This window comes from Lysinibacillus sp. GW823-FHT06C08, assembly GCF_058795135.1.
This window is the reverse complement of sequence record NZ_JBXAHN010000002.1, coordinates 433004-457296: the sequence shown is the minus strand read 5'-3', so window position 1 is coordinate 457296 and position 24293 is coordinate 433004. Positions and strand designations below refer to the sequence as shown.

At 36.5% G+C, this 24293-nt stretch carries 21 protein-coding genes; 9 read left to right on the top strand and 12 right to left on the bottom strand.

Annotation, left to right across the window (positions count from 1 at the left end):
* Window positions 1-8 precede the first annotated feature (8 nt).
* The 5 genes from AC1Q6O_RS10030 to pdxR all read right to left on the bottom strand — a co-directional run bounded on the left by AC1Q6O_RS10030 (window position 9) and on the right by pdxR (window position 4918).
* On the bottom strand, window positions 9-788 hold the full coding sequence (locus AC1Q6O_RS10030) for an AraC family transcriptional regulator (protein ID WP_346038002.1): 780 nt from the start codon (window positions 786-788) through the stop codon (window positions 9-11).
* A gap of 11 nt (window positions 789-799) precedes the next feature.
* Window positions 800-1378, bottom strand: a complete 579-nt coding sequence (locus AC1Q6O_RS10025; RefSeq protein WP_427071780.1) for a LysE family translocator — start codon at window positions 1376-1378, stop codon at window positions 800-802.
* A gap of 79 nt (window positions 1379-1457) precedes the next feature.
* A complete protein-coding gene (locus tag AC1Q6O_RS10020; RefSeq protein ID WP_089986529.1) occupies window positions 1458-2426 on the bottom strand; it encodes an MBL fold metallo-hydrolase in 969 nt (322 codons plus the stop codon).
* A gap of 18 nt (window positions 2427-2444) precedes the next feature.
* Window positions 2445-2822 (bottom strand): hotdog family protein, encoded by a 378-nt coding sequence (locus AC1Q6O_RS10015; protein ID WP_043990349.1) that lies wholly within the window; start codon window positions 2820-2822, stop codon window positions 2445-2447.
* 650 nt (window positions 2823-3472) lie between these two features.
* A complete protein-coding gene (gene pdxR, locus AC1Q6O_RS10010; protein ID WP_008177587.1) occupies window positions 3473-4918 on the bottom strand; it encodes a MocR-like pyridoxine biosynthesis transcription factor PdxR in 1446 nt (481 codons plus the stop codon).
* Window positions 4919-5268: 350 nt separating this feature from the next.
* Between pdxR and qoxA the strand changes: the two genes are divergently transcribed.
* The 4 genes from qoxA (at window position 5269) to qoxD (ending at window position 9044) form a co-directional block, all read left to right on the top strand.
* Window positions 5269-6147 (top strand): cytochrome aa3 quinol oxidase subunit II, encoded by an 879-nt coding sequence (qoxA, locus tag AC1Q6O_RS10005; protein ID WP_008177588.1) that lies wholly within the window; start codon window positions 5269-5271, stop codon window positions 6145-6147.
* 68 nt (window positions 6148-6215) lie between these two features.
* On the top strand, window positions 6216-8165 hold the full coding sequence (gene qoxB, locus AC1Q6O_RS10000; protein ID WP_008177590.1) for a cytochrome aa3 quinol oxidase subunit I: 1950 nt from the start codon (window positions 6216-6218) through the stop codon (window positions 8163-8165).
* Window positions 8162-8758 (top strand): cytochrome aa3 quinol oxidase subunit III, encoded by a 597-nt coding sequence (gene qoxC / locus AC1Q6O_RS09995; protein WP_008177591.1) that lies wholly within the window; start codon window positions 8162-8164, stop codon window positions 8756-8758. Before qoxB ends, qoxC begins: the two co-directional genes overlap by 4 nt.
* A gap of 1 nt (window position 8759) precedes the next feature.
* Window positions 8760-9044: a cytochrome aa3 quinol oxidase subunit IV gene (gene qoxD, locus AC1Q6O_RS09990; RefSeq protein WP_008177593.1), complete on the top strand. Its 285-nt coding sequence runs from the start codon at window positions 8760-8762 to the stop codon at window positions 9042-9044.
* 88 nt (window positions 9045-9132) lie between these two features.
* Here qoxD and AC1Q6O_RS09985 read toward each other — a convergent pair whose 3' ends face one another.
* Window positions 9133-9672 (bottom strand): helix-turn-helix domain-containing protein, encoded by a 540-nt coding sequence (locus AC1Q6O_RS09985; protein WP_008177595.1) that lies wholly within the window; start codon window positions 9670-9672, stop codon window positions 9133-9135.
* A gap of 194 nt (window positions 9673-9866) precedes the next feature.
* On the opposite strand from AC1Q6O_RS09985, the gene AC1Q6O_RS09980 reads away from it, so the two are divergent.
* Window positions 9867-11030: an MFS transporter gene (locus AC1Q6O_RS09980; RefSeq protein ID WP_237068831.1), complete on the top strand. Its 1164-nt coding sequence runs from the start codon at window positions 9867-9869 to the stop codon at window positions 11028-11030.
* Window positions 11031-11194: 164 nt separating this feature from the next.
* Window positions 11195-12049: a PhzF family phenazine biosynthesis protein gene (locus tag AC1Q6O_RS09975; protein ID WP_171364854.1), complete on the top strand. Its 855-nt coding sequence runs from the start codon at window positions 11195-11197 to the stop codon at window positions 12047-12049.
* A 148-nt stretch (window positions 12050-12197) separates the two neighbouring features.
* Here the strand turns inward: AC1Q6O_RS09975 and AC1Q6O_RS09970 are convergent, their stop codons facing one another.
* The 4 genes from AC1Q6O_RS09970 to AC1Q6O_RS09955 all read right to left on the bottom strand — a co-directional run bounded on the left by AC1Q6O_RS09970 (window position 12198) and on the right by AC1Q6O_RS09955 (window position 15749).
* Window positions 12198-13532 carry a sensor histidine kinase gene (locus tag AC1Q6O_RS09970; protein WP_492401096.1) on the bottom strand — a complete coding sequence of 445 codons (1335 nt, stop codon included), beginning with the start codon at window positions 13530-13532 and terminating at the stop codon, window positions 12198-12200.
* The gene (locus tag AC1Q6O_RS09965; protein WP_427421628.1) at window positions 13529-14167 is read right to left on the bottom strand and encodes a response regulator transcription factor; all 639 of its coding nucleotides are present in this window, start codon (window positions 14165-14167) and stop codon (window positions 13529-13531) included. The genes AC1Q6O_RS09970 and AC1Q6O_RS09965 overlap by 4 nt, the downstream gene beginning before the upstream one ends.
* 11 nt (window positions 14168-14178) lie before the next feature.
* Window positions 14179-14721, bottom strand: a complete 543-nt coding sequence (locus AC1Q6O_RS09960; protein ID WP_427071777.1) for a glycoside hydrolase family 73 protein — start codon at window positions 14719-14721, stop codon at window positions 14179-14181.
* A gap of 146 nt (window positions 14722-14867) precedes the next feature.
* Complete coding sequence (locus tag AC1Q6O_RS09955) at window positions 14868-15749, bottom strand: GNAT family N-acetyltransferase (protein WP_492401095.1); 882 nt, start codon at window positions 15747-15749, stop codon at window positions 14868-14870.
* 475 nt (window positions 15750-16224) lie between these two features.
* On the opposite strand from AC1Q6O_RS09955, the gene AC1Q6O_RS09950 reads away from it, so the two are divergent.
* Genes AC1Q6O_RS09950 through AC1Q6O_RS09940 form a run of 3 tightly spaced genes read left to right on the top strand, consistent with a single transcriptional unit; the run spans window position 16225 to window position 20000 of the window.
* Window positions 16225-17751 (top strand): spore germination protein, encoded by a 1527-nt coding sequence (locus AC1Q6O_RS09950; RefSeq protein WP_090001508.1) that lies wholly within the window; start codon window positions 16225-16227, stop codon window positions 17749-17751.
* Between the two features lie 16 nt (window positions 17752-17767).
* Window positions 17768-18889 (top strand): GerAB/ArcD/ProY family transporter, encoded by a 1122-nt coding sequence (locus tag AC1Q6O_RS09945; protein WP_008177611.1) that lies wholly within the window; start codon window positions 17768-17770, stop codon window positions 18887-18889.
* Window positions 18876-20000, top strand: coding sequence for a Ger(x)C family spore germination protein (locus tag AC1Q6O_RS09940; protein ID WP_043990350.1), 1125 nt, complete (start codon window positions 18876-18878; stop codon window positions 19998-20000). Before AC1Q6O_RS09945 ends, AC1Q6O_RS09940 begins: the two co-directional genes overlap by 14 nt.
* A gap of 1 nt (window position 20001) precedes the next feature.
* Here the strand turns inward: AC1Q6O_RS09940 and AC1Q6O_RS09935 are convergent, their stop codons facing one another.
* Window positions 20002-20955: a nucleoside hydrolase gene (locus AC1Q6O_RS09935; RefSeq protein ID WP_090001510.1), complete on the bottom strand. Its 954-nt coding sequence runs from the start codon at window positions 20953-20955 to the stop codon at window positions 20002-20004.
* A gap of 147 nt (window positions 20956-21102) precedes the next feature.
* The gene (locus AC1Q6O_RS09930) at window positions 21103-24273 is read right to left on the bottom strand and encodes an ATP-binding cassette domain-containing protein (RefSeq protein ID WP_492401094.1); all 3171 of its coding nucleotides are present in this window, start codon (window positions 24271-24273) and stop codon (window positions 21103-21105) included.
* Between the last annotated feature and the right edge of the window lie 20 nt (window positions 24274-24293).

The following is a 24293-nucleotide window of genomic DNA, read 5'->3' as shown; positions in this document are numbered from 1 at the left end:
TTTTACTCTCAGTTTTTAACAATAGATAAATATTCAAATGCTGTAATACCAAAAATACTTTTAAAATGTTTATTTAGATGGGGTAAATCAACAAATCCACATTGTGCAACTCCCGCATAAATATCACCTGTTTGTTCAATAATGGATTTAGCTCGTTCGACTTTACAGTTTAAGAAATATTGATAAGGCGTAATCCCAGTGTGCTTTTTAAAAAGACGAATGAATTGGAATGTTGTCAATTGTAGCTTCTGACAAATATCTTCGATTTTGAGTATATTTTCTACATGTGAATGGATGATCTCTTTCGCTTTTTTAATCATCATACTATCCATTTTCATGGTTAAACTAAAATCTTGCTCCACTAAGCCATCTGATAAATGTAAAAACAACTCATGACATAATGCTGAATTTTCTTCTGTTAAAATTGCTTGTGACAGTTTTAGTATATGGTTCTTTATACTATTGTTATAGATAATAGGTTTGTCAAAGCTAATGATTTCTCTTTTTTGAATAGCCTCTAAAAATAAAGATGGCTCTACGTAAAGCATTACATATTCGAGTCCTTCACGATTATAAGCCATTCCGTCATGTACTTGTTCAGGATTAAAAAGCATAACGCCATTTTGGTGTGAAAGCTGTAAACATCCATCTAGATGATAATGCTGGATACCTTTTAATGTTACCCCGAATGCATATTCCTGATGAGCATGCTTTTTATACTTAAAATCAGTAAAGCTTGCCTTCAATGCTGTAATTCCATCCATTTTTTTATAAGTAAATTGCTGCATTCCTTTCACCTCTATTCAATCCAAATCATGATGGCTGCGTATATTAAACAACAAGCCATGAAAGCATTGACGACTTTTTTATGTTGTTGTAAAAATTGTTTAAAGATAGCTCCAAACAATACCCATAATAAGAAAGCTATTAATCCGATGAGGGTAATGGCGAATACACTTACGAATATCGCGAAAAATGATTCATAGTATGGTAGCACAAAGCTTGGAATAACTGTCATTGTAAATAATACGACTTTAGGGTTTAAAAATTGCATGAAAAACCCTGATTTGAAGTTTCCTGCTTTATTTGTATCATCACTCGAAATATCCATTTTAACTATTTGATAAGCTAGATAAAGCATATAAGCTGTTCCTAGTATTTGCATAATTAGCAATACTTTTGGGACCAAAGTTGAAAACAATGAATTTAGAAAAGCTGATAATGCTAATAAAATAAAAAACGCAATTGCAGAACCATAAGAAAAATGTAAGCCCTTTTTAATACCGTAATTTTGTGTCGTTGATAAAATAACCACATTTGTCGGTCCTGGTGTAGCCGTAATAATAAAACAGTACAATAAAAAAGATGTAATATCCATGAAGCAAACTTCCTTTCAAGTTTATCTCTTTGAATTATTACATCTATTATTAAAATCATTATAGTACAAAATTGCACATTTACTTTGTCCAATTCCTTGGTTTCCAATCCTCTTCTATCCATTTTTGATTGGGTGCTTCATATGGTGCTGTTGCGATTAATATGTCTTGATGCCATACTGCGGCTTTTGATCGAATCATTTCATCTAGCAATGGTTGTACAAATTCCTCAGGTTTTAAACGGAAAGAGTGAACAGCGAAATCGTAAAACCAACTGCAGCTTAGTAGATAAGGAGTAATTTCTCTACTCTTTAAACCGTTTTTTATCATCAGCGTAAATGAAAAAATTCGCTTACAGGCATGCCAAGCCATTTTTTCAGGAGACTCTATCCATTTTTCAAGTCTTTCTCTTGCTTTGTCTATCATTATGGATGGCTCATCGATAGCCGGGCCATGACCAGGATATGCTTTTTTGATAGAAAGTGTAGCGAGTCGATCTAAACTTTCTATGGAACGTCTTATACTGTTTGTCCCTTCTCTAAATATATTCAGCCATCCCACATCATTATAATGAAATAAATCTCCACAAATTAAAATTTCTTGTTTTGGTTCGTATAATGCAATATGACCCAATGTATGTCCTGGTGTATGTAAAACTTGGAAAGCACTTTGCCCCGTCATTATTTGCTGTTCATCTACTAGTAATTGCTGAACGGTATATTGTTCCACGGGTTGATCTAAAAAATGTGCACCACAGGACTCTAAATCACATTGATTCACCATTTCACCTTCCCAAAGATGTGCAGCAACGGGTATTTCATACTGTTGTTGAAAATAATGATTTCCTCCAACATGATCACTATGATAATGGGTATTAATAATGCCGTTTAATTGTGCTGGTAAAATCCCTGCAGATGTTAAAAGCTGCTCAGTTCGCACAATATCGCTGCCAAATCCAGTATCTACTAAAAAAGATTGATCATCTCTAATAATCATACTATTCGCACTTGGAAATGGACGTTCGAAAAAAAGAATCTCAGTACTTTTCATATACACCTCCACTTTGATTTATAAAATAATACCTGAAAAACTCCCCTTTAATACCTCTTTGTCCAATTGATTTATGCATGTAAATATTGCTGTAATGGCTGTTCGATTTTTTTCATCTCGTTCAAATTGCTCGATTATGACGTCACAACAAATCGTATCCTCGCTAAAAACGGGACGTAAAAATTCGAAATTCATGTTACGAGCTAGCACATTATAGTCTCCCCCGACTTTTGTAGGAAGTGTGGCTGTTAGTAGCCCTTGCACTACAATCCGCCCCTGTTCGTCGGGTGTAATATGATGAACCCCTTCATCTTTAGAAACCTTCGTAAATAATTCTACATCTTCCTTTGTAAATGTCCGTTCAAATGTTATTTTTTCACCTATTTGTAATACCATCATCATCCCCCTTAGCTAAGTAATCAAAAAACTATTATAATCAGAATATTAAAACTTATTAATAGATTACTCAACTATTTTCCCTAGCTTTTCTATAAAAGTAGCCACCTAGCGCGCTGATGGTAGTGCGGAGCTAGGTGGCTAATTAATGTTTTTAACTAGATTTGATTGGAGTATATAAGGAGTGCCTATATCCCTTATATATTCTCGTGGGCAATAAAATATAATAAGTAGTGACTGCCTTGATTTTTTTCATCGGCAGCTAAAGCTAAAAATGAGACTGTTCGAACAGGTAAAGCTTTAAAACAACATTAACGATAGGTGTTGTGAATGTTATAACCTCTTTATTAAAAGTGGGCTTCTAGCATTTTTTGGTAAAAACCTCTGTGAAGCATGGACCTTCTAGCATTAGTGACCTACCTCGTCCCTAATGTCCTCGGCATTACTATCAAGGTTTCCCTATCACCTTCCCTATTTACAGATTTCATTACTTGTGCGAATAATTGTGAATCGATCCACACGTCCATGATTGTCGATAGCTTTGATGGATGTTGGTTATCCATGTTTCTATCATAAATACTTTCCCTACTTTTTTAACCATCCACATTAGTGTTAATTTAACCATCCACTTGTCTATAATTGACAAAAACTCATCTTTTTCCATTTAGGCAATGCAGTGCTTGTGCAAACCTTTTGATTCCTTCATCTATGGACCGTGTATCTTCCCTGGCGTACGTAAAACGGACAAATCCCTTTTGAGAACCCATTGTAGAGCCAGGCACATAGATGACTCCACGTTTAATGGATTCTTCTAATAATTGTGTTTCATTATAATCTTCCATTAGTACTTGGCACCATATATGAATGCCGCCCAGTGGTGTGAAAAATGTCACCTGATCCTTTAAGTACGTATGGAGACTTTGGATAATTGTATCACGGCGTCTTTCCAATTCCTTCACTAAATGTTTTATATGCAAGTTAAAATTGGAGGACTCTAAAAAGTCATTCGCTATCCATTGCGTGAAGCTGGAGTGGCCAAAGTCAATTTGTTGCTTGGCGTCGGATAGTCTTTCAATAACCGATGTAGGACCAATAATCCAGCCAATTCGTAAACCCGAAGCTACAATTTTTGACAAGGAGCTAATGTATAATACATTTCCGTTTTTATCTAATGATTTTAATGTTGGTCTTTTCTCACCTGAAAAGGCTGTTAAGCTATAAGGATCATCTTCTACTACTGGAATGCCTAGCTTGGACGATATTTCTAGAATAGCCTCTCTTTTCTTTATAGCTAATGAAGAGCCTGTTGGATTATGAAAATCTGGGTTTAAAAATATCATTTTAATTCGATGCTTTTTATATAGTGCTTGCAAATCTTCTGGATTAATGCCATCCTTATGAACAGGAAGATAATGGATTTTTAAACCAGCCGATTTAAAAATAGGTAAATTGAAGTTATACGAAGGATCTTCAATCGCAACAGCATCTCCAGGCTTTAACAGACATTGGACAATCAAATGTAACGCCTGTTGAGCTCCAGAAGTAATGAGGATGGAAGATGGCTTTGTATCAATTCCTCTGCTAGTTTTAATATGATTTGTAAGAGTCGTTCGTAGAATCTCACTTCCTTGTGGGTGATCATATCCAAGACTACCAATGAAAGAACGTGTTGCTGTAATCTCTCTTAATGCGCTTTTAGGAAAAAGATCCTCCGATAATTCTCCGGTCGCTAAATTGATGAGTTTGTGTTCCACTGCCTCCTTTCTTATTTTTTGCGTAACTGGTAGATTCGGTAAAAAGGAGCCTGCCTCAATGTAACGATTCCAGCTCGGAATTCGCTTTCTTGTGATTCCCCAAATATCTTTGCTAATGGTTGTACCGCTTCCTCTATTGCGTTCTATGAGTCCCATTGCTTCTAATTCATCATAGGCACTAACAACTGTACTTCTATTGACCTGTAAAGTATTCGCTAAATATCGCTCTGATGGTAATGGTTTATCGGGCGGAAATGTTCCGTCTGCAATCCCTTTTTCAATATATTCTGCGAGTTGTTTATAGATAGCTTTTTTTGCATGTCGATCTGGTTTCCAATTCATCTAATCTCACCTCTATATGGCCTCTTTTATCTAGCTTTGTCTGAAAAGCTAAAAAGTCAATCGTAATATAATGTTAACGATAAATAACCATCCACTTCCTTATTACTTTCGCCATCCACTTTTAATTTTAGTCCATAGAAATCTATGAAAACCCTTACTTGACGCTTATCCCTCTCGATATTATTATACTAAAATTACTTTCTTAGTTTTAGAACGTTCTGTGTTATCTTGCAAAACGCCTTGTCTTTCAAAGTATGTACCACTATGATAAAAATCAATTGTGAATCAAAATCCATACAAACCTATAATAACCGATAGCCACTCAAAGAATCAGTTAAAGGGGTTTGTTTATGAAAAAAAGTTGGCTCAGATTAATTGGTCTTTTCACTATTGTCACTATGTTAACCGGTTGTGACCCGCTTTTAGTATTAGATCCAAAAGGTCCTCAAGCTCAAGTACAAGCCAAAGATATTATGCTATCGATAGGGATTATGTCCTTTATCGTACTAGTCGTTTTTGTGATTTTAGCTTATATGTTAATGAAATTTCGTGCTTCCAAGCAAAGTCCCGACTATAAGCCTCCCCATATTAAAGGGAGCACAATGGTTGAAGTAATTTGTGTAGGTATCCCAGTGTTAATTGTTGCGTACATGTCTATTATTTCAGTTCAAAGTAACTACAAGGTGGAATCGACACCTGAAAAATACAAAGATGAAAAGCCATTGGTCATTTATGCTTCAACATCTAACTGGAAATGGCATTTTAGTTATCCAGAAGAAGATATTGAAACCGTAAATTATGTGTATATTCCTGCAGAGCGCCCAATCGAATTCAAGCTTTATTCGTATGGACCGATTACTAGCTTCTGGATTCCTCAGCTTGGGGGTCAAAAATATGCGATGGCCGATATGGTGAATACCTTGCATTTGGCTGCGGATATGCCCGGAGAGTTTATGGGAAGAAATGCGAACTTTAATGGTAAAGGGTTCGCGGAAAATACGTTTAACGTTACAGCGGTGACTCATGATGAATTTGATGCATGGGTGAAGGAAGTAAAGGAAACAGCAGATTTATTAACAGAGGAAAAATTTAATACGTTATTAGAACCAGGTCATGTGGGACAGTCCACATTCAATGGAACGCATTTAACGTTTCTACCGGCACCCGAGGGTGAACATGGCGGACATCAGCATGGCTCTTCACACATAAAAGATCATGCCTCTCAATAAATCAATCATGAATTTCTCAAACGAAACTAGTTTACGATAAGGTTTATGTCGAAAGGAGACATAGTCAGATGGATTACTTTGAACGTTTTGCTATACCCCATCCAAGCCCAGCTATTTATGCATCTATGGTCGCTATTGGTCTAACGGTTATAGCGATTATTGTAGCATTAACTTATTTTAAAAAGTGGGGTTATCTTTGGCGGGAATGGTTAACAACAGTGGATCATAAACGCATTGGTATTATGTATTTAATTTCAGCCATTCTTATGCTATTCCGTGGTGGTGCGGATGCTATTATGATGCGAGCACAAATGGCAGTACCGGATAATAAATTACTAGATGCCCAGCATTATAATGAAATATTTACGACACATGGAACAGTCATGATTATTTTTATGGCGATGCCATTTATTATGGCCTTTATGAACTATATTGTGCCGCTTCAAATAGGCGCAAGAGACGTGGCCTTTCCACGTTTGAATGCGTTAAGCTTTTGGCTATTTTTCATGGGAGCTATGCTCTTAAATATTTCCTTTGTTATTGGCGGTTCACCTGATGCTGGCTGGACGAATTATTTCCCTCTTGCTAGTAATGAATTTAGTCAATCTGTAGGGGTCAACTATTACTTGTTTGCTCTACAAATTTCAGGGTTAGGTACATTAATTACTGGTATTAATATGATTGTTACCATTCTCAAAATGCGAGCTCCGGGAATGACATTAATGAAAATGCCTATGTTTACGTGGTCTTCATTAGTCGCAAACGTTATTATCGTTTTTGCCTTTCCGGTATTAACGGTTGCACTTGTTATGGGAACATTCGACCGCCTATTTGCTACGAACTTCTTCACAACATCTAATGGTGGTATGGATATGCTATGGGCCAATTTCTTCTGGGTTTGGGGACATCCTGAGGTTTATATCCTCATTTTACCTGCCTTTGGGCTGTACAGTGAGATCATTTCTACCTTCTCTGGACGCAATCTCTACGGCTATAAATCGATGGTCGGCTCCATGGTGATTATTTCCTTCCTATCGTTTTTAGTATGGACCCATCATTTCTTTACAATGGGGCAAGGCGCTTTAACAAATAGTATTTTTTCAATAACAACGATGGCTATTGCTGTGCCGACTGGGGTGAAGATATTTAACTGGTTATTCACCTTGTGGAAAGGAAAAATTGTCTTTACAACACCGATGCTTTATTCCATGTTGTTTATCCCTACTTTTACAATAGGTGGCGTAACAGGGGTAATGCTAGGTATGTCAGCAGCTGACTACCAATACCATAATACAATGTTTTTAGTAGCTCACTTCCATATGGTAATTATTCCTGGTGTTGTATTTGCCATGCTAGCAGGATTACATTACTATTGGCCAAAAATGTTTGGCTTTATGTTAAATGAAAAAATCGGCAAAGTGACGGCTTGGATTATTGCGATTAGCACCCTACTTGCCTTTATGCCGATGTTCTTCTCTGGCTTAGATGGACAAGCACGCCGTATGTATACTTACTCAGCATCCACAGGTTTTGGTATGTGGAATATGGTCTCCTTTGTCGGCGCTATTGGTCTTACGATTGGCTTTATGTTAATTGTCTACAACGTTTATTACAGCATTCGTTATGCACCAAGAAACATTGGCTCAGATCCATGGGACGCACGTACACTAGAATGGGCTACACCAAGTCCTGTGCCGTACTATAATTTTGCAAAAGTACCCCATGTCATTTCAACTGAAGCTTTATGGGATGCAAAATATCGTCAGCATGATTTGTTCCCAGAAAAATACGAAAACATTCATATGCCAAATAACAGCGGTATACCATTTATTTTAGGCTGTATATTCTTTGCTTGGGGCTTCTCATTTGTATTTGGTATGTGGATTCCAACGATTGTTACAACTATCGGCATTTTTATTTGTATGGCTCACCGTTCATTGGAAAAAGACCCTGGACATTATATACCTGTCGAAAAAGTGAAAGAAACGGAATCAAAATTGCGAGGTAGTCAATCATGAAAATCGATCAATCACTTCCTTTAGAATATAGTACACAGCAAAATCAATTGAATATACTAGGCTTTTGGGTATTTATCGGCGCTGAAATCATGCTTTTTGGAACGCTGTTCGCAGCTTATTTTGTGCTAGTGGATCGCACGGGTACAGGTCCTACTGGCGCAGACATTTTTGAAATAACACCTGTTTTATTTGAAACATTTATTCTTCTAACAAGTAGCTTTACCATTGGTCTGGGCATACATGCTATGCGCAAAGGCTATATGAAAGCGATGATTACATTCTATATTTTGACGCTACTACTAGGTGTAGCATTTATTGGGTTTGAAGTTTATGAGTTTATTCATTATGTGCATGTTGGTGCAGGCTTACAAACTAGCGCCTTTACAGCTACCCTATTGACAACATTAGGAACGCATGGTGCCCATGTCACATTTGGTGTGTTCTGGGGCATATTTATTGTCTACCAACTAATAACGCGTGGATTAACGCCTGAAACAGCCAATAAATCTTTCATCTTCTCCTTATACTGGCACTTTTTAGATGTGGTTTGGATTTTTATCTTCAGTTTCATTTACTTGAAAGGAATGGTGTGATATGAGTGATTTATTCCCACTAAAACAGGTGATGGGATTTGCCTTGTCGATTATCCTTACCATCATTGCAGCATGTGTCTACTTTTTTCAAATCTCAATGCCTATTACAATGACGATACTTTTAGTCACAGCATTTATTCAGGCAGGCTTGCAGTTAGTTGTCTTTATGCACGCTGGTGAAACCAATGATAAACCAGCCATCTATACAAATATTTATTATGGGCTAGTCATTGCGCTCGTTACCATTTTCGGAACATTATTATGTATGATTTGGGGGTATATTTAAATAGAGAAAAATCGTCCTTTACTTGTATAAAGTAAGGACGATTTTTTGTGGAAGTACACTTATAGAGTATGACTTTCTTTATCCATACTTATGGGGTTGTATACGTTAATGACAGCATTAAATGTACTTTTTCATCTGAGTGGTTGATATACGTGTGAAGTTCTTCACCCTTGAATTTAATGACATCCCATTGGTTTAACTGATGGGTCTTCTCTCCGACCTTTAGCTCCAATTGCCCATTCAACACCAGTACAATTTCCTCGGAGCCTTCTAAGTGACACTCACTGTATTCACTATTAGGTTCAAGTCGACCTCTATACAACTCAGTTCCATTTGTTTTGAATAAAGGTTCGACAAACCAGTCGTTATTATGGCCAGCAAATTGATATTCTGAGCCAAAACGATGGACCTCTACATTTTCTTCAAAGGATAATAAAGAAACTAATGGAATATGAAGCCCTCTACATATTTTCCAAAGGATATTAACCGTTGGATTGGTTTCCCCTCGTTCAATTTTCCCTAATGTTAGTTTACTGACATTACTAATACTTGCAAGCTCTTCGAGACTCATCCTTTTGTTTTTTCGAATCTCTCTTAAGTTCATACCTACCTGACTAGATAAATCCATATTCTCCTCCAGCAATAGTTTGCACCCCTTTCATTGACTTTGTATAAATAGTATATTATAGTATACAAGTCGATTAATTATAGTTTATTTTAAAAACTAAAAGTTAACTATAGTATATCAAATAATAACTAAAAGAGGTGTTTTCAGTGATGGCGAAATCAAAAAACTTTCCGATAATTTGGAGCGTTTTTTCTTTGTTTATACTGTCTATGAATCTACGAGCTTCAATAACATCTATCTCGCCAGTATTGAAAAATATACAAATGGATTTGCAGATGACGAGTGTTGTTGTCAGTTTATTAACGGCACTTCCCGTATTTTGTATGGGGATTTTTGCACCATTGGCAGGCAAGCTAAGTGAAAAATGGGGTATCGAATGGACGATTGGGTTATCCGTTTTATTAATTGGTGTATCAACAGCTTTACGGTTAGTGGCAACTTTTCCTTTATTTTTATTAGTAACCGCTATTCTTAGTGGGATAGGTATTGCCATAACAGGTCCACTGATTTCAGGCTATATCAAAAAGGAATTTCCTAAATATTCTTCTACAATGATCGGTGTATATTCCGCGGGTATGGGAATTGGAGCGTCTTTAAGTGCTGGTTTAGTTGTGCCTGCTATGCATGCTTTTCATCAATCCTGGAACGCAGCTTTAGCGATATGGTCAGTATTCGCTCTTATGGGGATCATAGTTTGGATTCCTATTATTAAAAAATCTAAGCAATCTCAAGAATCCTTAGAGAATTCTACAAGTCAAAAAAGTCGACTACCTTGGGGAAACCGATATGTTTGGCTTCTTATGATCATGTTCGGTTTACAATCTGGCGTTTATTACTCCTTGGCGACATGGCTCGCTCCTAAAGTACAGGATATGGGATATAGTGACGCTTACGCCGCAACAACGGTCACTATTTTTTCAATCATGCAAATGATTTGTAGCTTTATCATTCCCATCTTAATAAATAATAGTTTAAAGAGAAAGCCATGGATGCTACTTTGTGCTTCAAGCTCCTTTATTGGCATTATGATGTTAATTATGGGCGGAATCTCACCTATTTTCTGTGCGATGTTAACGGGCATCGGTGCTGGTGGCTTATTTCCATTAGCAATGATTTTACCTTTAGATGCAACGACTACACCAAAAGAGGCAAGTGAATGGACAGCGATGATTCAATTTGGTGGCTATATCATTAGCGGCATCATTCCAATGCTTGTTGGTGTCATCAAAGATATAACGAATACATTTGACGTTGCCCTTTTCACCTTATTATTTATAATCATCGTTATCATGGGGCTGACGTTAAAGGTTAAAACAAAAACGGAATCAGCTACTATCCGCGTTCTTCCTAGTAGGTGAAAACGGAATGTTCCAACCGTGTGTCAGACTGTAGACAAACTATTTTTGAGGATTTCAGATGCTAAAATAATTTGTCTCTTGCTTTACGGAAAATATATCCAAAAATATTTTTAATTAGTAATTTCTATGCTACTATTCACTATAAATGAGGAAGGAAGAGTCTTATGAAAATATCTGTTTACGTTGCAAGTGCATTTAGCAAGGATCATCAAGGCGGAAATAAAGCAGGAGTGGTATTGAATGAAAATACATTGACCACTACTCAAAAAATGGCCATAGCCAAACAACTGGGCTATGCGGAAACCGCATTTATATCAGCATCTGAAATGGCTGATTATAAATTTGAATATTTTACACCAAAAGAAGAGGTTGATTTATGTGGTCATGCCACAATTGGCTCTTTCACAATACTGATGCATTTAAATAAACTTTTCAAGGATCGCTATACGATTGAAACAAACAGCGGTGTTCTTACTATTACGATAAAAGATGACATCATATTCATGGAACAAAACAAACCGAAATTTTATGATGTTATATCTCCAAACGAGTTTATCGACTGTATTGACAGTAAAGCTATAGACAATCAATACCCGATTCAAATTGTCTCCACCGGCTTAAAAGATATTTTAATTCCTATAATAAGTGAAACACAATTACATGCACTGCAACCTAATTTTGAAAAGATTAAAGAAATCAGCCAGTATTATCATGTTGTCGGGATGCATGTATATACGTTTAATGACGATCGAATAATATGCAGAAATTTTGCTCCACTATACGATATCAATGAAGAAGCGGCGACTGGAACTTCAAACGGTGCATTAGCTTGCTACCTTTATGAACAGCACCATTTGCAAAAAGAAGTCTATGTATTTGAACAAGGTTATTCTTTACACTCGCCTTCCGAAATATTAGTTAAATTAGCAACTAATAGTAAGAATGAAATAGAAAAAGTTTATGTTGGGGGCAAAGGCTATTACTGTGAAACTAAGTCTTTAAATATAGAAAAAGGTTAAGAATATCATTTCTCAACCTTAGACTGTGGATTTTCTACGTTTTAATTCCAAACATAGTATTTAATTGAACAAGATGTTTGTCTTCTGTCTGAACACGGTTTAGGAATATACCTAAACCGTGTTTTCATGCATTCACCACCTATGGTTATTACTTGCTTGTAAAATCTATCGTAAACGTTATTTTTCCATTTGATAGTGTGGATTCCGTTACAAAGTCTAGCTGTTCGGCAATACTTTTCACTGTAGCGAGACCAAGCCCTGTTCCAGAGAAATGCTTATTTCGAGAGCTTTCACCTACATAGAACGGTTGCCATATTTTAGAAATATTTTGTAGCGTTGTATGATTACTTATTTCGAATATGCCCGAAGTAAAGGAAATCTGTATTTCCATGTCTGATGTATATTTTAGTGCATTGCTCACCAAATTTTCTACAATATAATAGACCTTTTCCTTCTCACTATTGAGCATAAATTCAGTTACGTCCGATTGAAGAAAAATCTGTTTTTCCCCCTGCAAAGGCTGATAGCTTTGGATGATTTCTTGTAGTAGCTGGTAAAAGTCAAAACGTGATAGGTTCAAAGCATTTTCTTCTGTTCGGGCATAATAAAGCATATCTGTAATGATTTTCTCCATACGATCCACTTGCTGATGTATAACTGTTAAATAGGTACCATCATCCAACCCATCTTCAATCCCACTTGAGTATACATTGATTAGAGCGAGAGGCGTTTTCAACTCATGTGTTAAGCCGATCATAAATTGTTTTAAATCTAGATTCCGTTGTGTTAATAATTGCTGCGCTGATTCAAGCGTTGTACTCATTTTATTAATGCTCTTTGCTAACTCTTCGATTTCATCACCTGTTTGAATGGTAGCTTGTTGAAAATTCAGTTCCCCAATCTCCTTTGCAACTTGTTGCAATTCATGCAATGGATTGGTTATTTTCCGAGATAGTAGCGCCGTGACCATTATAATAATTAAAATGCTTACAATTAGAAAGGCTAAATTAAAACGATTAATAAAATAGGCTATATCTGTAAAATGGGCCATAGAGGCTCCAATCATGACAAGCTGATCCCCTTCTTTCGCATAATGCACAATAAAGCTGGACTTTTGTTTCCCCTGATCATAGAGCTTACCTACAATTTTATCCTCCGAGATAGTTTGTAGTACTTCCTCGGAGACCCAAAATTTATTTAAGGCTATGTGCTCTCTCGCCAGTTGAAGTCTTAAATTATCATTCAGGTCATTGATGGAGTCCTCCAATGGGACTGCTACAATCGTGACATCAAATTGTCGCTTCACCAATTCTACATCCTCTAAAATTTGATAAGTTTCAAAGGCTTCTGATACTTTTTTATTCAGCTGATATAGATAATATTTAGGGAGGAAAAACTGGCTTACAACAAGGGATATCGAAAATGTAAGAATAACTACTAAAGTAATATAAATGGTTAGTTTTGTGCCGATTTTTTGTTTCATTCGCTTGTACTATATCCAATACCTCTGTGTGTTTGGATAATGTTCTCTCCTATTTTTTCTCGCAATCGTCGAATATGTGTGTCCACTGTTCGTGGATCTCCCATATAGTCCAATCCCCACACTAAATCTAGTAATTGATCTCTCGTCAAAATTTGTCTCCGATTTTGACTAAAAATTCGTAACAGCTCGAATTCCGTTTTCGTTAACTCTATTTCTGTCCCTGCTCGCCAAACACGTTTACTTGTAACATCGAAGGACACATCATGCAGTTGTTGAATAGCTTCAATTTGCAGTAATTTTTTTGCCCTCATTATCAGTACCTTAGGATAAAAGGGTTTATTGACATAATCGTCAGCCCCATCTGCTAACGCCTTAAATTCATCTTCACCTGTGTCCCTTGCTGTAAGCATTAAGACCTTAATCTTTTGTGTTCTTTTCATTTCACGACAAACCATCATCCCATCTACTTTAGGCATCATCCAATCTAAAATGGCCAAATCAATTCTTTCTTGATAAAAAACGGTAAGTGCTTCCTCTCCATTTGTTGCAGTAAAAACCGTGAACCCTTCTCTTTGAAAATAGTTTTGTAAAATCTTTAACATATCTAGTTCATCATCTGCAATGAGAATATTCATGTATAAAACTCCTAATCATCATATTTTTCCAGATTATATTGCTCGATAATAGCAATTAATTTTTCGGGATATAAAGGATCTGTCGAGTAATTGCTTTTTTTCAAGGCATAGGCAGCCTCTTGATAGGTTGAAGCAGCCAGAACCTCTTCATATTGTTGTTCATTCCAACTGGTACCCTCTAATAATAGCTGACGATGGTCCTTTAATGCACTTTTCCAATCAGGGTAAGCTCTAAATTCTGCTTCAGTTGTAAAGCTTTTATTCTGTTCATATTCAACTGTTGGCATTTTAATAGACTTTCCATGATACCTACCTTTAATCCCAAACAGGTTATTTGCATTAACCGCTAATTCACTTTTACCGTAATTCGACTCCAATATAGCCTGTGCAATAATTACACTAGGCAATATCTCTTGATCTTGCTTATTTAACGCAACGGCTATTGGTGCAATTTCATCAATAAATTCAACTTCGTCTTGATGACCTTGTCCAAATAGCTTGGCCATATAAAGGGCTAAAATAACGGTAAGTAATAGAATACTGATTTTTTTCATTGTGTTTTACCTCATTTCCATTTAACTGATGGTTGTATCGTAAAACAGCAATGTTACAGTTATTTGACAAAACATTAAAAGTTGTAAAAATAGCCCGTACTTTTTAAGGTACAGGCTTGCGCATTGTTTGTTTCAACCTCTTCCCATCAACAATGCGAAGTTAAAGGGAACATGAAATTCCCTTGCAGAATCGCCTTTTTTGAAAGAACAAATAAAGCGTCGTCATCATTAGGTTGGATGGTCGCGGTCATGCCATTCAAGGTAAACTCCGGCGTGAAATAAAACACCACTTTTTGGGTAGAATCTTTCACAATATTGGCCAACAACTCCTCTATATGAATGGGCTGTAAGGAGATGATATCAAAAATATTTAACACCCCCTCCTCTTCCTCCATGAACACTATTGTTTCTAATTCTTCTAAATAATAAATGGCATGCGGGAAAACTAACGTACAATAAAACATTAATAAACTTTCATTTTGCTCAACAGCAATCATACTTGAATGGTTATATCGATTTTTTGCATAATCCTCAAGGAGTGCTAAATCTTGCTCAACTGTCAGCTGTTGGACGCTGGTCTGCTGTCGTTGAATAGGACTTGCTGTAAGGTCTAAGCTGAATTCACTTTCATGTATACGAGTAAAGCCAAACTTCGGATAAAAATCTAGTACCGTTTCGTTGGCAAAGAGATACATGAAATCACAGGCTCCTTCGTACTCTTTCATGATATGCAGCATCAGCTGCTTTGCCAAGCCTTGATGACGATAATGTTCATCGGTCATCACCGTACCAATCTGAATCCCCTTTAATTGCTCGCCGTTTATGCGAATCGACATTTTATAAACAGAAGCATTCGCAATGACTTTTCCTTCTTGAACAAATGAATAAGGAATATATTGGTCGTTCCAATACCCTTTGTTATACCAATCTCGAAAATCCAACCCAAACGTTTTTATCGCTAAATCATTAAAGCTTTCCTTTAATCGATCATCATGACGATAATCGCTAACTAATTTGTACTTTTCCATGTTTATTCCCTCCGATTTTATCTATTCATACATCATTATTATTGGAATGATCACCTCCTAAAAACAGAAAAAGACTCTATGAGGAAACCTCATAAAGTCTTTTCTTATATACAGAAAACAACGTTAACCACTTTAGTGGCTACGATAGTATCTGTTTATATGGATCAGACAAAATTATGCTTCTCTACGTTATCGCAAAAGGGCAATACTAAATAGACCTATCATGTTTCAAACATGATAGAATAGCCCTTTTATTAAATTCATGGGAATTTAATTTGCGATAATAAGTTTTAGCATAAATGTCTAATCTCCCTTCTGTTTTTAAGAATACACTAATCTTACCACTTTCTGTTAAATGTTGTCTAGAGATTTACTGACAATGTTTAGACTGAAAAAGCATGAAATAAGTATAGAATATCCTTCAAATGTTAAATCTATAATCGAAGTTAACTATGAAGGGAGCCTACAATTCAGCATGAAATTTAAACTACCTTTCAATAAAAATCAACCACACTCCTTCGAAGAGGCACCAAAAGAAAAAGAAAGTCTTGTAAGGATCGCCCCGACAACGGATCATTTTATTCAGTCGATTCGAAACGCGACGAATAACGCAGCAGATTTAATCATTAAGGCAATCCCACCGAATGTTACCCTTATTTATATAGATAATTTAGTCGATGATCAGACATTGAACAATGACATTATCGCAAATTTGCTAAATAATCCTCAAGAAACACTAGAAGCCATTGAGGTAACTCTTTCTATCCCCGAAATTGTAACATCCAATCTACTACAGGAAACAGTAGAATCGATGGTCAATGGATCTGTCGTTATTCATATAGACGGCTGCTCCCAAGTTCTTATTGGCAATATAGCTACTCGAGAATCCAGATCATTATCGGCACCAGAAAATGAATCACAAGTAATTGGGACACAGGTTGGGTTTAATGAAAGTTTAACTACCAATATTTCTTTGATCCGTCGCTACATAGTAAGTCCTGATCTTTGTAATGAAAAACTAAAAATCGGCACGCGTACCAATACCTCGGTCTCACTACTATATATGAATGGCATTGCTAATGAGCAAATGGTCAATACAATGCGCCAACGAATTACGAATCTGTATATTGATGAGCTACTTGATAGCGCCGTTTTAGCAGAAATGATTGATGATAATTCATTGTCAGTATTCCCCCAGATGCTGCTGACGGAAAGGCCAGATAGATTTTGTGATGCGATATTAGATGGCAAAATGGGTGTTTTAGTGGATGGTAGCTCGATGGCCATCATTTGCCCGCAAGCATTTACTGAGTTTTTTCAAAGCCAGGAAGATCAAAACTTACGATGGCAAATTGCTACCTTTCTTCGTTTATTACGACTTACTGCCTTCTTTTTATCCGTCTATTTAACACCTTTTTACGTGGCGGCTTTAACTTTTCATTATGAAGTCATTCCGCAAGCCTTTTTAGTGCCATTAAGTGAGTCTAGAGCATTGGTTCCTTTCCCACCTATATTCGAGGCATTATTATTAGAGTTTATTATTGAATTACTCCGAGAAGCTGGAGCAAGGCTACCAACTAAAATTGGACAAACTATTGGTATCGTTGGCGGTATCGTAATCGGAACAGCAGCTGTGCAGGCAGGTATTACGAGTAATATTTTATTAATTATCATTGCTTTAAGTGCACTGGCATCCTTCACTTCACCGAGCTATATGATGGGCAATGTCATTCGTTTGATTCGTTTCCCAATCATTATCCTTGCAGGCTTTTGGGGTTTTTATGGCATCATGCTAGCTTTTTGCTTTATTCTTATTCATCTTTTACGTCAATCAAGCTTGGGTGCTCCGTATATGTCTCCTTTCTATCCACCAAGATTGAAAGAAATGAGGGATAGTATTATTAGAATGCCTATTCCATATACAGCGAAAAGACCTGCGTTAACAAGACCAAAGGATAAAAATAAATTCGAGCCTGAGCCAATAAAACCGGAAAAAGGTTGAACTGAAGGTGAAATAAATGAATAATCCTATACAACTTAACCCGAAAGAGATGATTAACGCTTATTTGCTCTTTTTTGTCGTGCACGGCGCTCAAATTGGGGTCGGCATACAGGGATTTCAACGTATTATCTATCAAGATGCAAGGCAGGATGCATGGATTTCAGTTCTTATAGCAGGTATTGCTACACATATCGTCACATTTTGTATGATTAAAACTTTAGAGATTTACGGCTCCAATGATCTATATGGTATTCAACAAGATATTTTCGGAAAATGGATTGGCAATTTTTTAAATGCTTTGTATGTCACTTATTGCACCGTCGCCTTTTTTTCTGTTTTGCGTAATTACATTGAAGTGATCCACGCATGGATTTTCCCTAGTATTGGAACATGGTTTCTGTCAGCTACTTTATTAATCATTATTATTTATGCCTTTACAGGTGGGCTTCGAGTCATAGTCGGTGTATCTTTTTTCAGCATCATACTATCCCTATGGATTTTACCGATGCTAGCCTTTCCAATGAAGTATGCCTCTGCGGAAAGTTTATTTCCAATTTTTGAAAACGATATTCGTTCCATTTTAAAGGGTGCCCATTCCATGACCTTTACCATTATCGGCTTCGAAATCTTAAATGTTATTTATCCCTTTGTAAAGGACAAAAAAAATATCCGCAAGCCTGTTCATTTAGGGTTGTTGTTTACAACATTGATTTATGTTGTAGTCATGATGGTGTCCATTGCTTATTACAGTGAGGGAAAATTACTAAAAACAATTTGGGCAACATTAACATTGTTTAGTTTTATTAGCTTCCCTTTTATAGAGCGCTTTGAATTTATAGCCGTTTGTTTTTGGATGCTCATTATTATACCGAATCTATGTCTATATTTATGGGCTGCTTATCGCGGGGTCATTCGATTAGTTAAAATACGCGCCACGACATTTGTTTGGATATTTTCCATCATCGTTTTCATTTTCACAATGATCATTCAAACCCGTACAGAAATCAATACGATTAACACCGTATTTGGCAATATAGCATTTTACGTTATTTTTATTTACCCTATATTGTTATGGATCTTGGCTATATTAAAAAAGAAGTTTTCATCAAAGAAGGTGCCCAAAAATGAACAAGCTTAGATGCTCTTTTATTGTTTTTCTGTCATTGATTTTTTTATATGGGTGTGCTCAAACGAATGTATTGGATAAAGTAGGATTAACCACACTAGTTGGCTACGATGTAGGAACAGAAAGCAAAATAGCTGCGACAGCCGTTATTCGTGAAGTCAATCCAGAGTTCCAAAGCAAAGTGGAAGTTTTGACGACAGAAAATGAAACGAGTAAAGGAAATCGTATGGAAGCAAACAGGAAGCTTTCTAAAAAAATAATGGTCGGTCAAATGAGGGTTATTTTGTTTGGTGAAGAATTAGCAAAAGAAGATTTACGTTATTATATTGATACTAGTCTAGAAAATGCAAGCGTCAGCAACGGTATTTATATGGCCGTAGTGGAAGGTAAAGCAGCACCATTTCTGAATTACGAATACAAAAATATTGAGGATATTGGTCAGCATGTATTCAGGTTAATCGAGCAAAATGTGAAACAGGAATATATGATTTCAGCGACACTTCATCAGATTGCTCATGATTATTATTCCATTGGACGAGATTTAGCTATGCCTACCATCAAAAGAGATGGTGAGTTTGTGGAGCTAAGTGGCGTGGCTCTCTTTAAAGGTGGCAAAATGGTTAGTACGCTTCCAGCAAAAGATAGCTTTTATGTAAAAATTGTCAGAGATACGTTTAAAGTAGGTTTATATGAAACCATTTTGGAGAAAGAAGATATTCCACCTCAATTACTCCATAAACCTGCGGATAAAATAACTGTTGCTTTTGATGCCATCCACTCTAATAGAGAGATGAAATTAATTGATGCAAAAACTCCTGAGTTCGATTTAAACATTAAAATCAAATCAAGGGTATTAGAAGTATTTCCAGATATTAATCAAGGTGACCGAGAAAGCGTGGCAGCCCTTGAAAAAGCCATCGAAAAAAAATTGTCGAAGGAAATAGCAAGAGTCATTGCTCATAGTCAGGATGTGGAATCCGATATTTTTGGCTTTGGTGAGAAATATAGAAGCGTTGTGAGACATTCCAATTTAACAAAAGACAAATGGCATGAAATGTATAAAGATATGAAAGTAAATGTGAATGTTGATTTTGTGGTCTTAAGAGACGGTGTTTTTGAATAAGCTATTGCCCATCATGGCCTGTCATAATGGTTATAAAATGATGGAAGAACATGTCATAGTGTATATCAAATGCAATACGATGTTTTTTTTCTCCGTTATTTACATTTTCAAATGGTCGTGTTTCAGCAATGCTCTGCCCTCTAGCAGGTCCATCTAATTTCTCAATGACCGTTACAGGGTAATATTCATAAATGAACATCTCAGGATAAATCGTTGCCATTAGCGTTAACGCATCATGGACGGGGCTACCTAGTAGTGACGGGTCCCGTTCCTGATAAAATTTTGTATAGTATTCCATTAGAGGTTTGAGGATTTTTGTCTTGCCAAATGAGTCTATATAATCAACCATCCCAGGCGTAACAATAGCCTTCTGTGTAGCATTCAATGGAATAATTGTGACATTTTTTGCATAGGTGAGCACAATATTTGCCGCAAATGGGTCCCCATGAAAGTTTGCTTCTGCTACGGTCGTAACATTACCTGGCACCCAAAAAGCCCCACCCATAATATAAAATTCCTTCACATGTTGCATGAGCTGATTATAAAGAATAAACATGGTCGCTAGTGATGTAAGACGCCCAATATTAGCAATGATTAGCTCATCATCCTTATATTTCTCGATAATTCGAACGATTTCCAAAAAGTTTTCAATTTTTATTTCATGATCTTCGTTCGGAATAATGGGACCAAGCCCATGCTCTCCATGTATTTCTGGATAATATGTTGGCTGTTCGCCAGTTAGAGGAATCTCTGCTCCTAAAATAACGGGAATTCCCTCGGGAAAATCAAATAATTTCATGACATAATAAATATTAGATACAGCATCTTTTCTTGAGACATTTCCATAATCAGCAATTAACCCAACGATTTCGATTTCTTTGTGTAATCTTGCATAAATCAATGCTATCGTATCGTCGATGCCAATGTCTCCGAATAATAACACCTTTTTCTTCAAACAAAAGCCTCCCTGTTACTGCCAATTTACCTATTCTTATTGTACGGTTACTCGGTCAAAGACGACACTGATTGTTTACTTTTTTGGAAAAATTAGTACATAAAAAAACCCATTTGCAATTGGCAAATGGGCTTCGAAACGAATACTTTAACGATTATGTTCAAGAAACTGATAAACCGCCATCATTTCTTGCTTATTTAACTCTCTAATACGATTGAAAATAGGAATTTGCGCCACTGCTTCCAAGTGGTTTCCTTCCGTTACAACATCACTGACGATACCCGTTAGCCATGTATGTACGTCAATGTCTTCGATAATTGCCTTTTGGCCCTCATCATTAATACCAGTTGCACCACAGCTAACGCATGGAACCGTTAATTTATAGACACCGTCATGTAGTCCATCCTCCGTTAGAACCTTTTTCCCCTTACAGAATGGACATGGATGACTCCCTTTCACTTTATTGATTTGCGTCACTATTTTTTTATAGCCGAAAGCTTCATAAACATACGTCAGTTTTTTATATTTACCATTCGTAAAATATTGATCAATGATGGTGTCTCTCGTTTCATAAATATTCGGGAAATCACAAATTGTTACTTGGTTTTTACGGCTGATAGCAGCAATATTATCTTTGATTTTATCCCAGAATGGTAATGTGTTTTGCAGAACAATCTCGTAGCCAACAAAGCTGGCAAGCTCTAATTCCAGCATTTTCAGCGATACTTGCGCTTCTCTTGGCAGTAATGAAACATCCTGTATCAATGACATATCACTGCCTACAATGGCTTTGATTTTGTCAAGCTGTGGTAAATCGCCTACTAGTTTGATGACCTCATCAATCGGTTGACGGATTATTTCTCGAATATCCGTGTCACCAAAGCGTAATTTCTTTTGGTGATTAAGGACAGAGCCATGACAAATTGGGCAAGGGACCATCTCTCTTGTTTCCTTCATTTGCTCTTTAATGATGGATTTAGAGATGACCATATAACGGCCAATAATAAAATTAAAGCCTTCCCATTTTTTCGAGGATTTTGTTGCTTTATCATAAAATGATTTGTCCCAATAACCATATAAAAATGTATGCTTTTCATCTTCAGTCATATCATTATAGCTCTTACTGATGTCTTGACCCAGTTCATTTTTGATCTCTTCAAAAAGGAATGCTAATTTTGAATGTTGGTAGTATTTAAAAACATCCATCACCTCTGGATACAATAAACCGTCCCAGAATGGCACATTTTTATGTTGAATGACTAAATCAAAATCGAACTCTTCAATCTGTAATCGACCCGAACAGCTAGGACAATGATTTTCTTGGCTAAAGAAATCAAAGCTTCTCGTATCCTTATTCGTCGGATGGGCAGCCACAATATGATTGATGAGACCACCTATTTCATATAGAAAACTATATTGGCTGTATAAATGTCTTTCAAGATCAATCGCGATGACAGGCGCAATCTTATTCGATTCATATTCACCGTAAATTAGACGGGCCATTGATGAAAGGCTTTTTAAGATGCCACCTTTGTATATATTTTCGGCATGTTTAAAATAGCGAATAGGATTGTCTTGTAAGTAATGAATACCCTTTTTCGATGCTAATGTAGATGTGATTTTTAGGTCGGTGGTGCTTTTCGTATGGTGCGATTGTTTAAAATATGCTTCATGATCCACTACATCAAGATGTGTCACTGGCCCCTGCTGTCTTTTACCAAAGTCTACAATATAATCAGAGCTTTCAAGCATGTAGGCATTATGCTCAATCATGACAATGGTGATTGATTCATCTTTCAGAATATCCCTAATACTATCAATAAATTGGTTTAAAATATTTTGTGATAATCCTTTAGAAGGCTCATCAAAAATAAACAGTGTATGAGGATTTCTCGTATTGGCGAACAGCTCTGACACTAAATGCACACATTGGAATTCACCGGTTGATAGAGTTTGTGTTTTTCTTTCCAGCGTTAAATAGCCTAGACCAAGTTTGATGAGCAAGCTTAAACGTTTATGAGCAATATCTTCCTTTGGGAGTTCCTCGATAATATCTTCAATCGAGCGTTGAAAAATATCATCGATTTCCTCACTATATTTGGTCAATTTCTTTTTAATATCAAGAAATGTCGCAACAGTGGATCGGCTTGTAATCGATTGATTTCGATCTTGCCCAACCATCACTAATTTATCTTTTGGATAGCGCTTTACAAAATCCATTGCAATACACTCATTAACTAGTGTTGATTTTCCACAGCCAGACTCTCCTGTGAAAGTGACAAGTTGATTTTGTGGAATTTCTATCTCGTCTATCTGGATATTGCGGCAATGTAGGTCACGGAATTGATAGAAGGTCTTTGGTTTTAGCTGACTACGTTCCCAATAGATAGCCTGTGGTCGAGGAGATTCCTCTACGATTTTTCCTCCGTATTTTCCACTCCCTGGTCCAAAGAATTGATGCTTATCTGCTGTATCTAAAACCGTATCCGAATGATCAATGAGCCAAATTTGATTTTTAGAGCCAAGTCGTTGAATTTGCTCTAAAATTTTCAAGAGTGTATCATGGTCAAGACCTACGGAGATTTCATCAACAATAATTACCGTATTTTCGCTTGTTGCCATAAACTCAGCTAAATACAGCCTTGTTAATTCTCCACCTGATAATGTGCCCATAATACGATTTAATGTTAAATAGCCAATATTCATCTGGATAATATTTTGAAGAATATGTTGTTTCTCTTCACTAATCTTTAATTCCGCTGATAAGGAATAGATCGTTTCGACACTTAATTGATGGATATCCGAAATACTATATTGTCCACCTCTTAATGTTAGATGGTGCTGTTCTACTTCCTCGCTATAGCGCTTCCCCTGACATTTTTTACATTCAACATTTTTCGTCGTCCCACGCCCTTTACACGTCGGACACCAGCCTAGTGCATTATTGAAGGAGAAAACTTCTGGAGATAAAAGAAACTCTTCCGCTAATCGATCACGTATTTCCTTAAATACACCTGTATGCGTACCGATTGTTGAACGTGGATTCGTAGATATGGATGATTTCCCTAGAAAAAGAACTAATGGCATATCCTCCATTTTAATGGCACTAAAATTCGTTTCCATAATCGCTGGAAACAAATATTGATATTCAGCTTTAGGTAATAAAGAAACAAGACGTTTTTTGGATTCTTCCCCTATTGTTTGACAAAAAGTAGTTTTCCCTGACCCAGACAAGCCTGCAATGCCAAGGGATAGATCTTCGGGTAAGACGACATCTAAACGGTTAATATTGTTGGCAATAAGTTGATTAATCTTCATTCTGTTTTCCTTCCGTGTTT

Excerpts from the sequence above, each read along its gene's own strand:
- AC1Q6O_RS10030 (WP_346038002.1), bottom strand. The coding sequence starts at position 788 with ATGCAGCAATTTACTTATAAAAAAATGGATGGAATTACAGCATTGAAG.
- AC1Q6O_RS10025 (WP_427071780.1), bottom strand. The coding sequence starts at position 1,378 with ATGGATATTACATCTTTTTTATTGTACTGTTTTATTATTACGGCTACA.
- AC1Q6O_RS10020 (WP_089986529.1), bottom strand. The coding sequence starts at position 2,426 with ATGAAAAGTACTGAGATTCTTTTTTTCGAACGTCCATTTCCAAGTGCG.
- AC1Q6O_RS10015 (WP_043990349.1), bottom strand. The coding sequence starts at position 2,822 with ATGGTATTACAAATAGGTGAAAAAATAACATTTGAACGGACATTTACA.
- pdxR (WP_008177587.1), bottom strand. The coding sequence starts at position 4,918 with ATGAATTGGAAACCAGATCGACATGCAAAAAAAGCTATCTATAAACAA.
- qoxA (WP_008177588.1), top strand. The coding sequence starts at position 5,269 with ATGAAAAAAAGTTGGCTCAGATTAATTGGTCTTTTCACTATTGTCACT.
- qoxB (WP_008177590.1), top strand. The coding sequence starts at position 6,216 with ATGGATTACTTTGAACGTTTTGCTATACCCCATCCAAGCCCAGCTATT.
- qoxC (WP_008177591.1), top strand. The coding sequence starts at position 8,162 with ATGAAAATCGATCAATCACTTCCTTTAGAATATAGTACACAGCAAAAT.
- qoxD (WP_008177593.1), top strand. The coding sequence starts at position 8,760 with ATGAGTGATTTATTCCCACTAAAACAGGTGATGGGATTTGCCTTGTCG.
- AC1Q6O_RS09985 (WP_008177595.1), bottom strand. The coding sequence starts at position 9,672 with ATGGATTTATCTAGTCAGGTAGGTATGAACTTAAGAGAGATTCGAAAA.
- AC1Q6O_RS09975 (WP_171364854.1), top strand. The coding sequence starts at position 11,195 with ATGAAAATATCTGTTTACGTTGCAAGTGCATTTAGCAAGGATCATCAA.
- AC1Q6O_RS09970 (WP_492401096.1), bottom strand. The coding sequence starts at position 13,532 with ATGAAACAAAAAATCGGCACAAAACTAACCATTTATATTACTTTAGTA.
- AC1Q6O_RS09965 (WP_427421628.1), bottom strand. The coding sequence starts at position 14,167 with ATGAATATTCTCATTGCAGATGATGAACTAGATATGTTAAAGATTTTA.
- AC1Q6O_RS09960 (WP_427071777.1), bottom strand. The coding sequence starts at position 14,721 with ATGAAAAAAATCAGTATTCTATTACTTACCGTTATTTTAGCCCTTTAT.
- AC1Q6O_RS09955 (WP_492401095.1), bottom strand. The coding sequence starts at position 15,749 with ATGGAAAAGTACAAATTAGTTAGCGATTATCGTCATGATGATCGATTA.
- AC1Q6O_RS09950 (WP_090001508.1), top strand. The coding sequence starts at position 16,225 with ATGAAATTTAAACTACCTTTCAATAAAAATCAACCACACTCCTTCGAA.
- AC1Q6O_RS09945 (WP_008177611.1), top strand. The coding sequence starts at position 17,768 with ATGAATAATCCTATACAACTTAACCCGAAAGAGATGATTAACGCTTAT.
- AC1Q6O_RS09940 (WP_043990350.1), top strand. The coding sequence starts at position 18,876 with ATGAACAAGCTTAGATGCTCTTTTATTGTTTTTCTGTCATTGATTTTT.
- AC1Q6O_RS09930 (WP_492401094.1), bottom strand. The coding sequence starts at position 24,273 with ATGAAGATTAATCAACTTATTGCCAACAATATTAACCGTTTAGATGTC.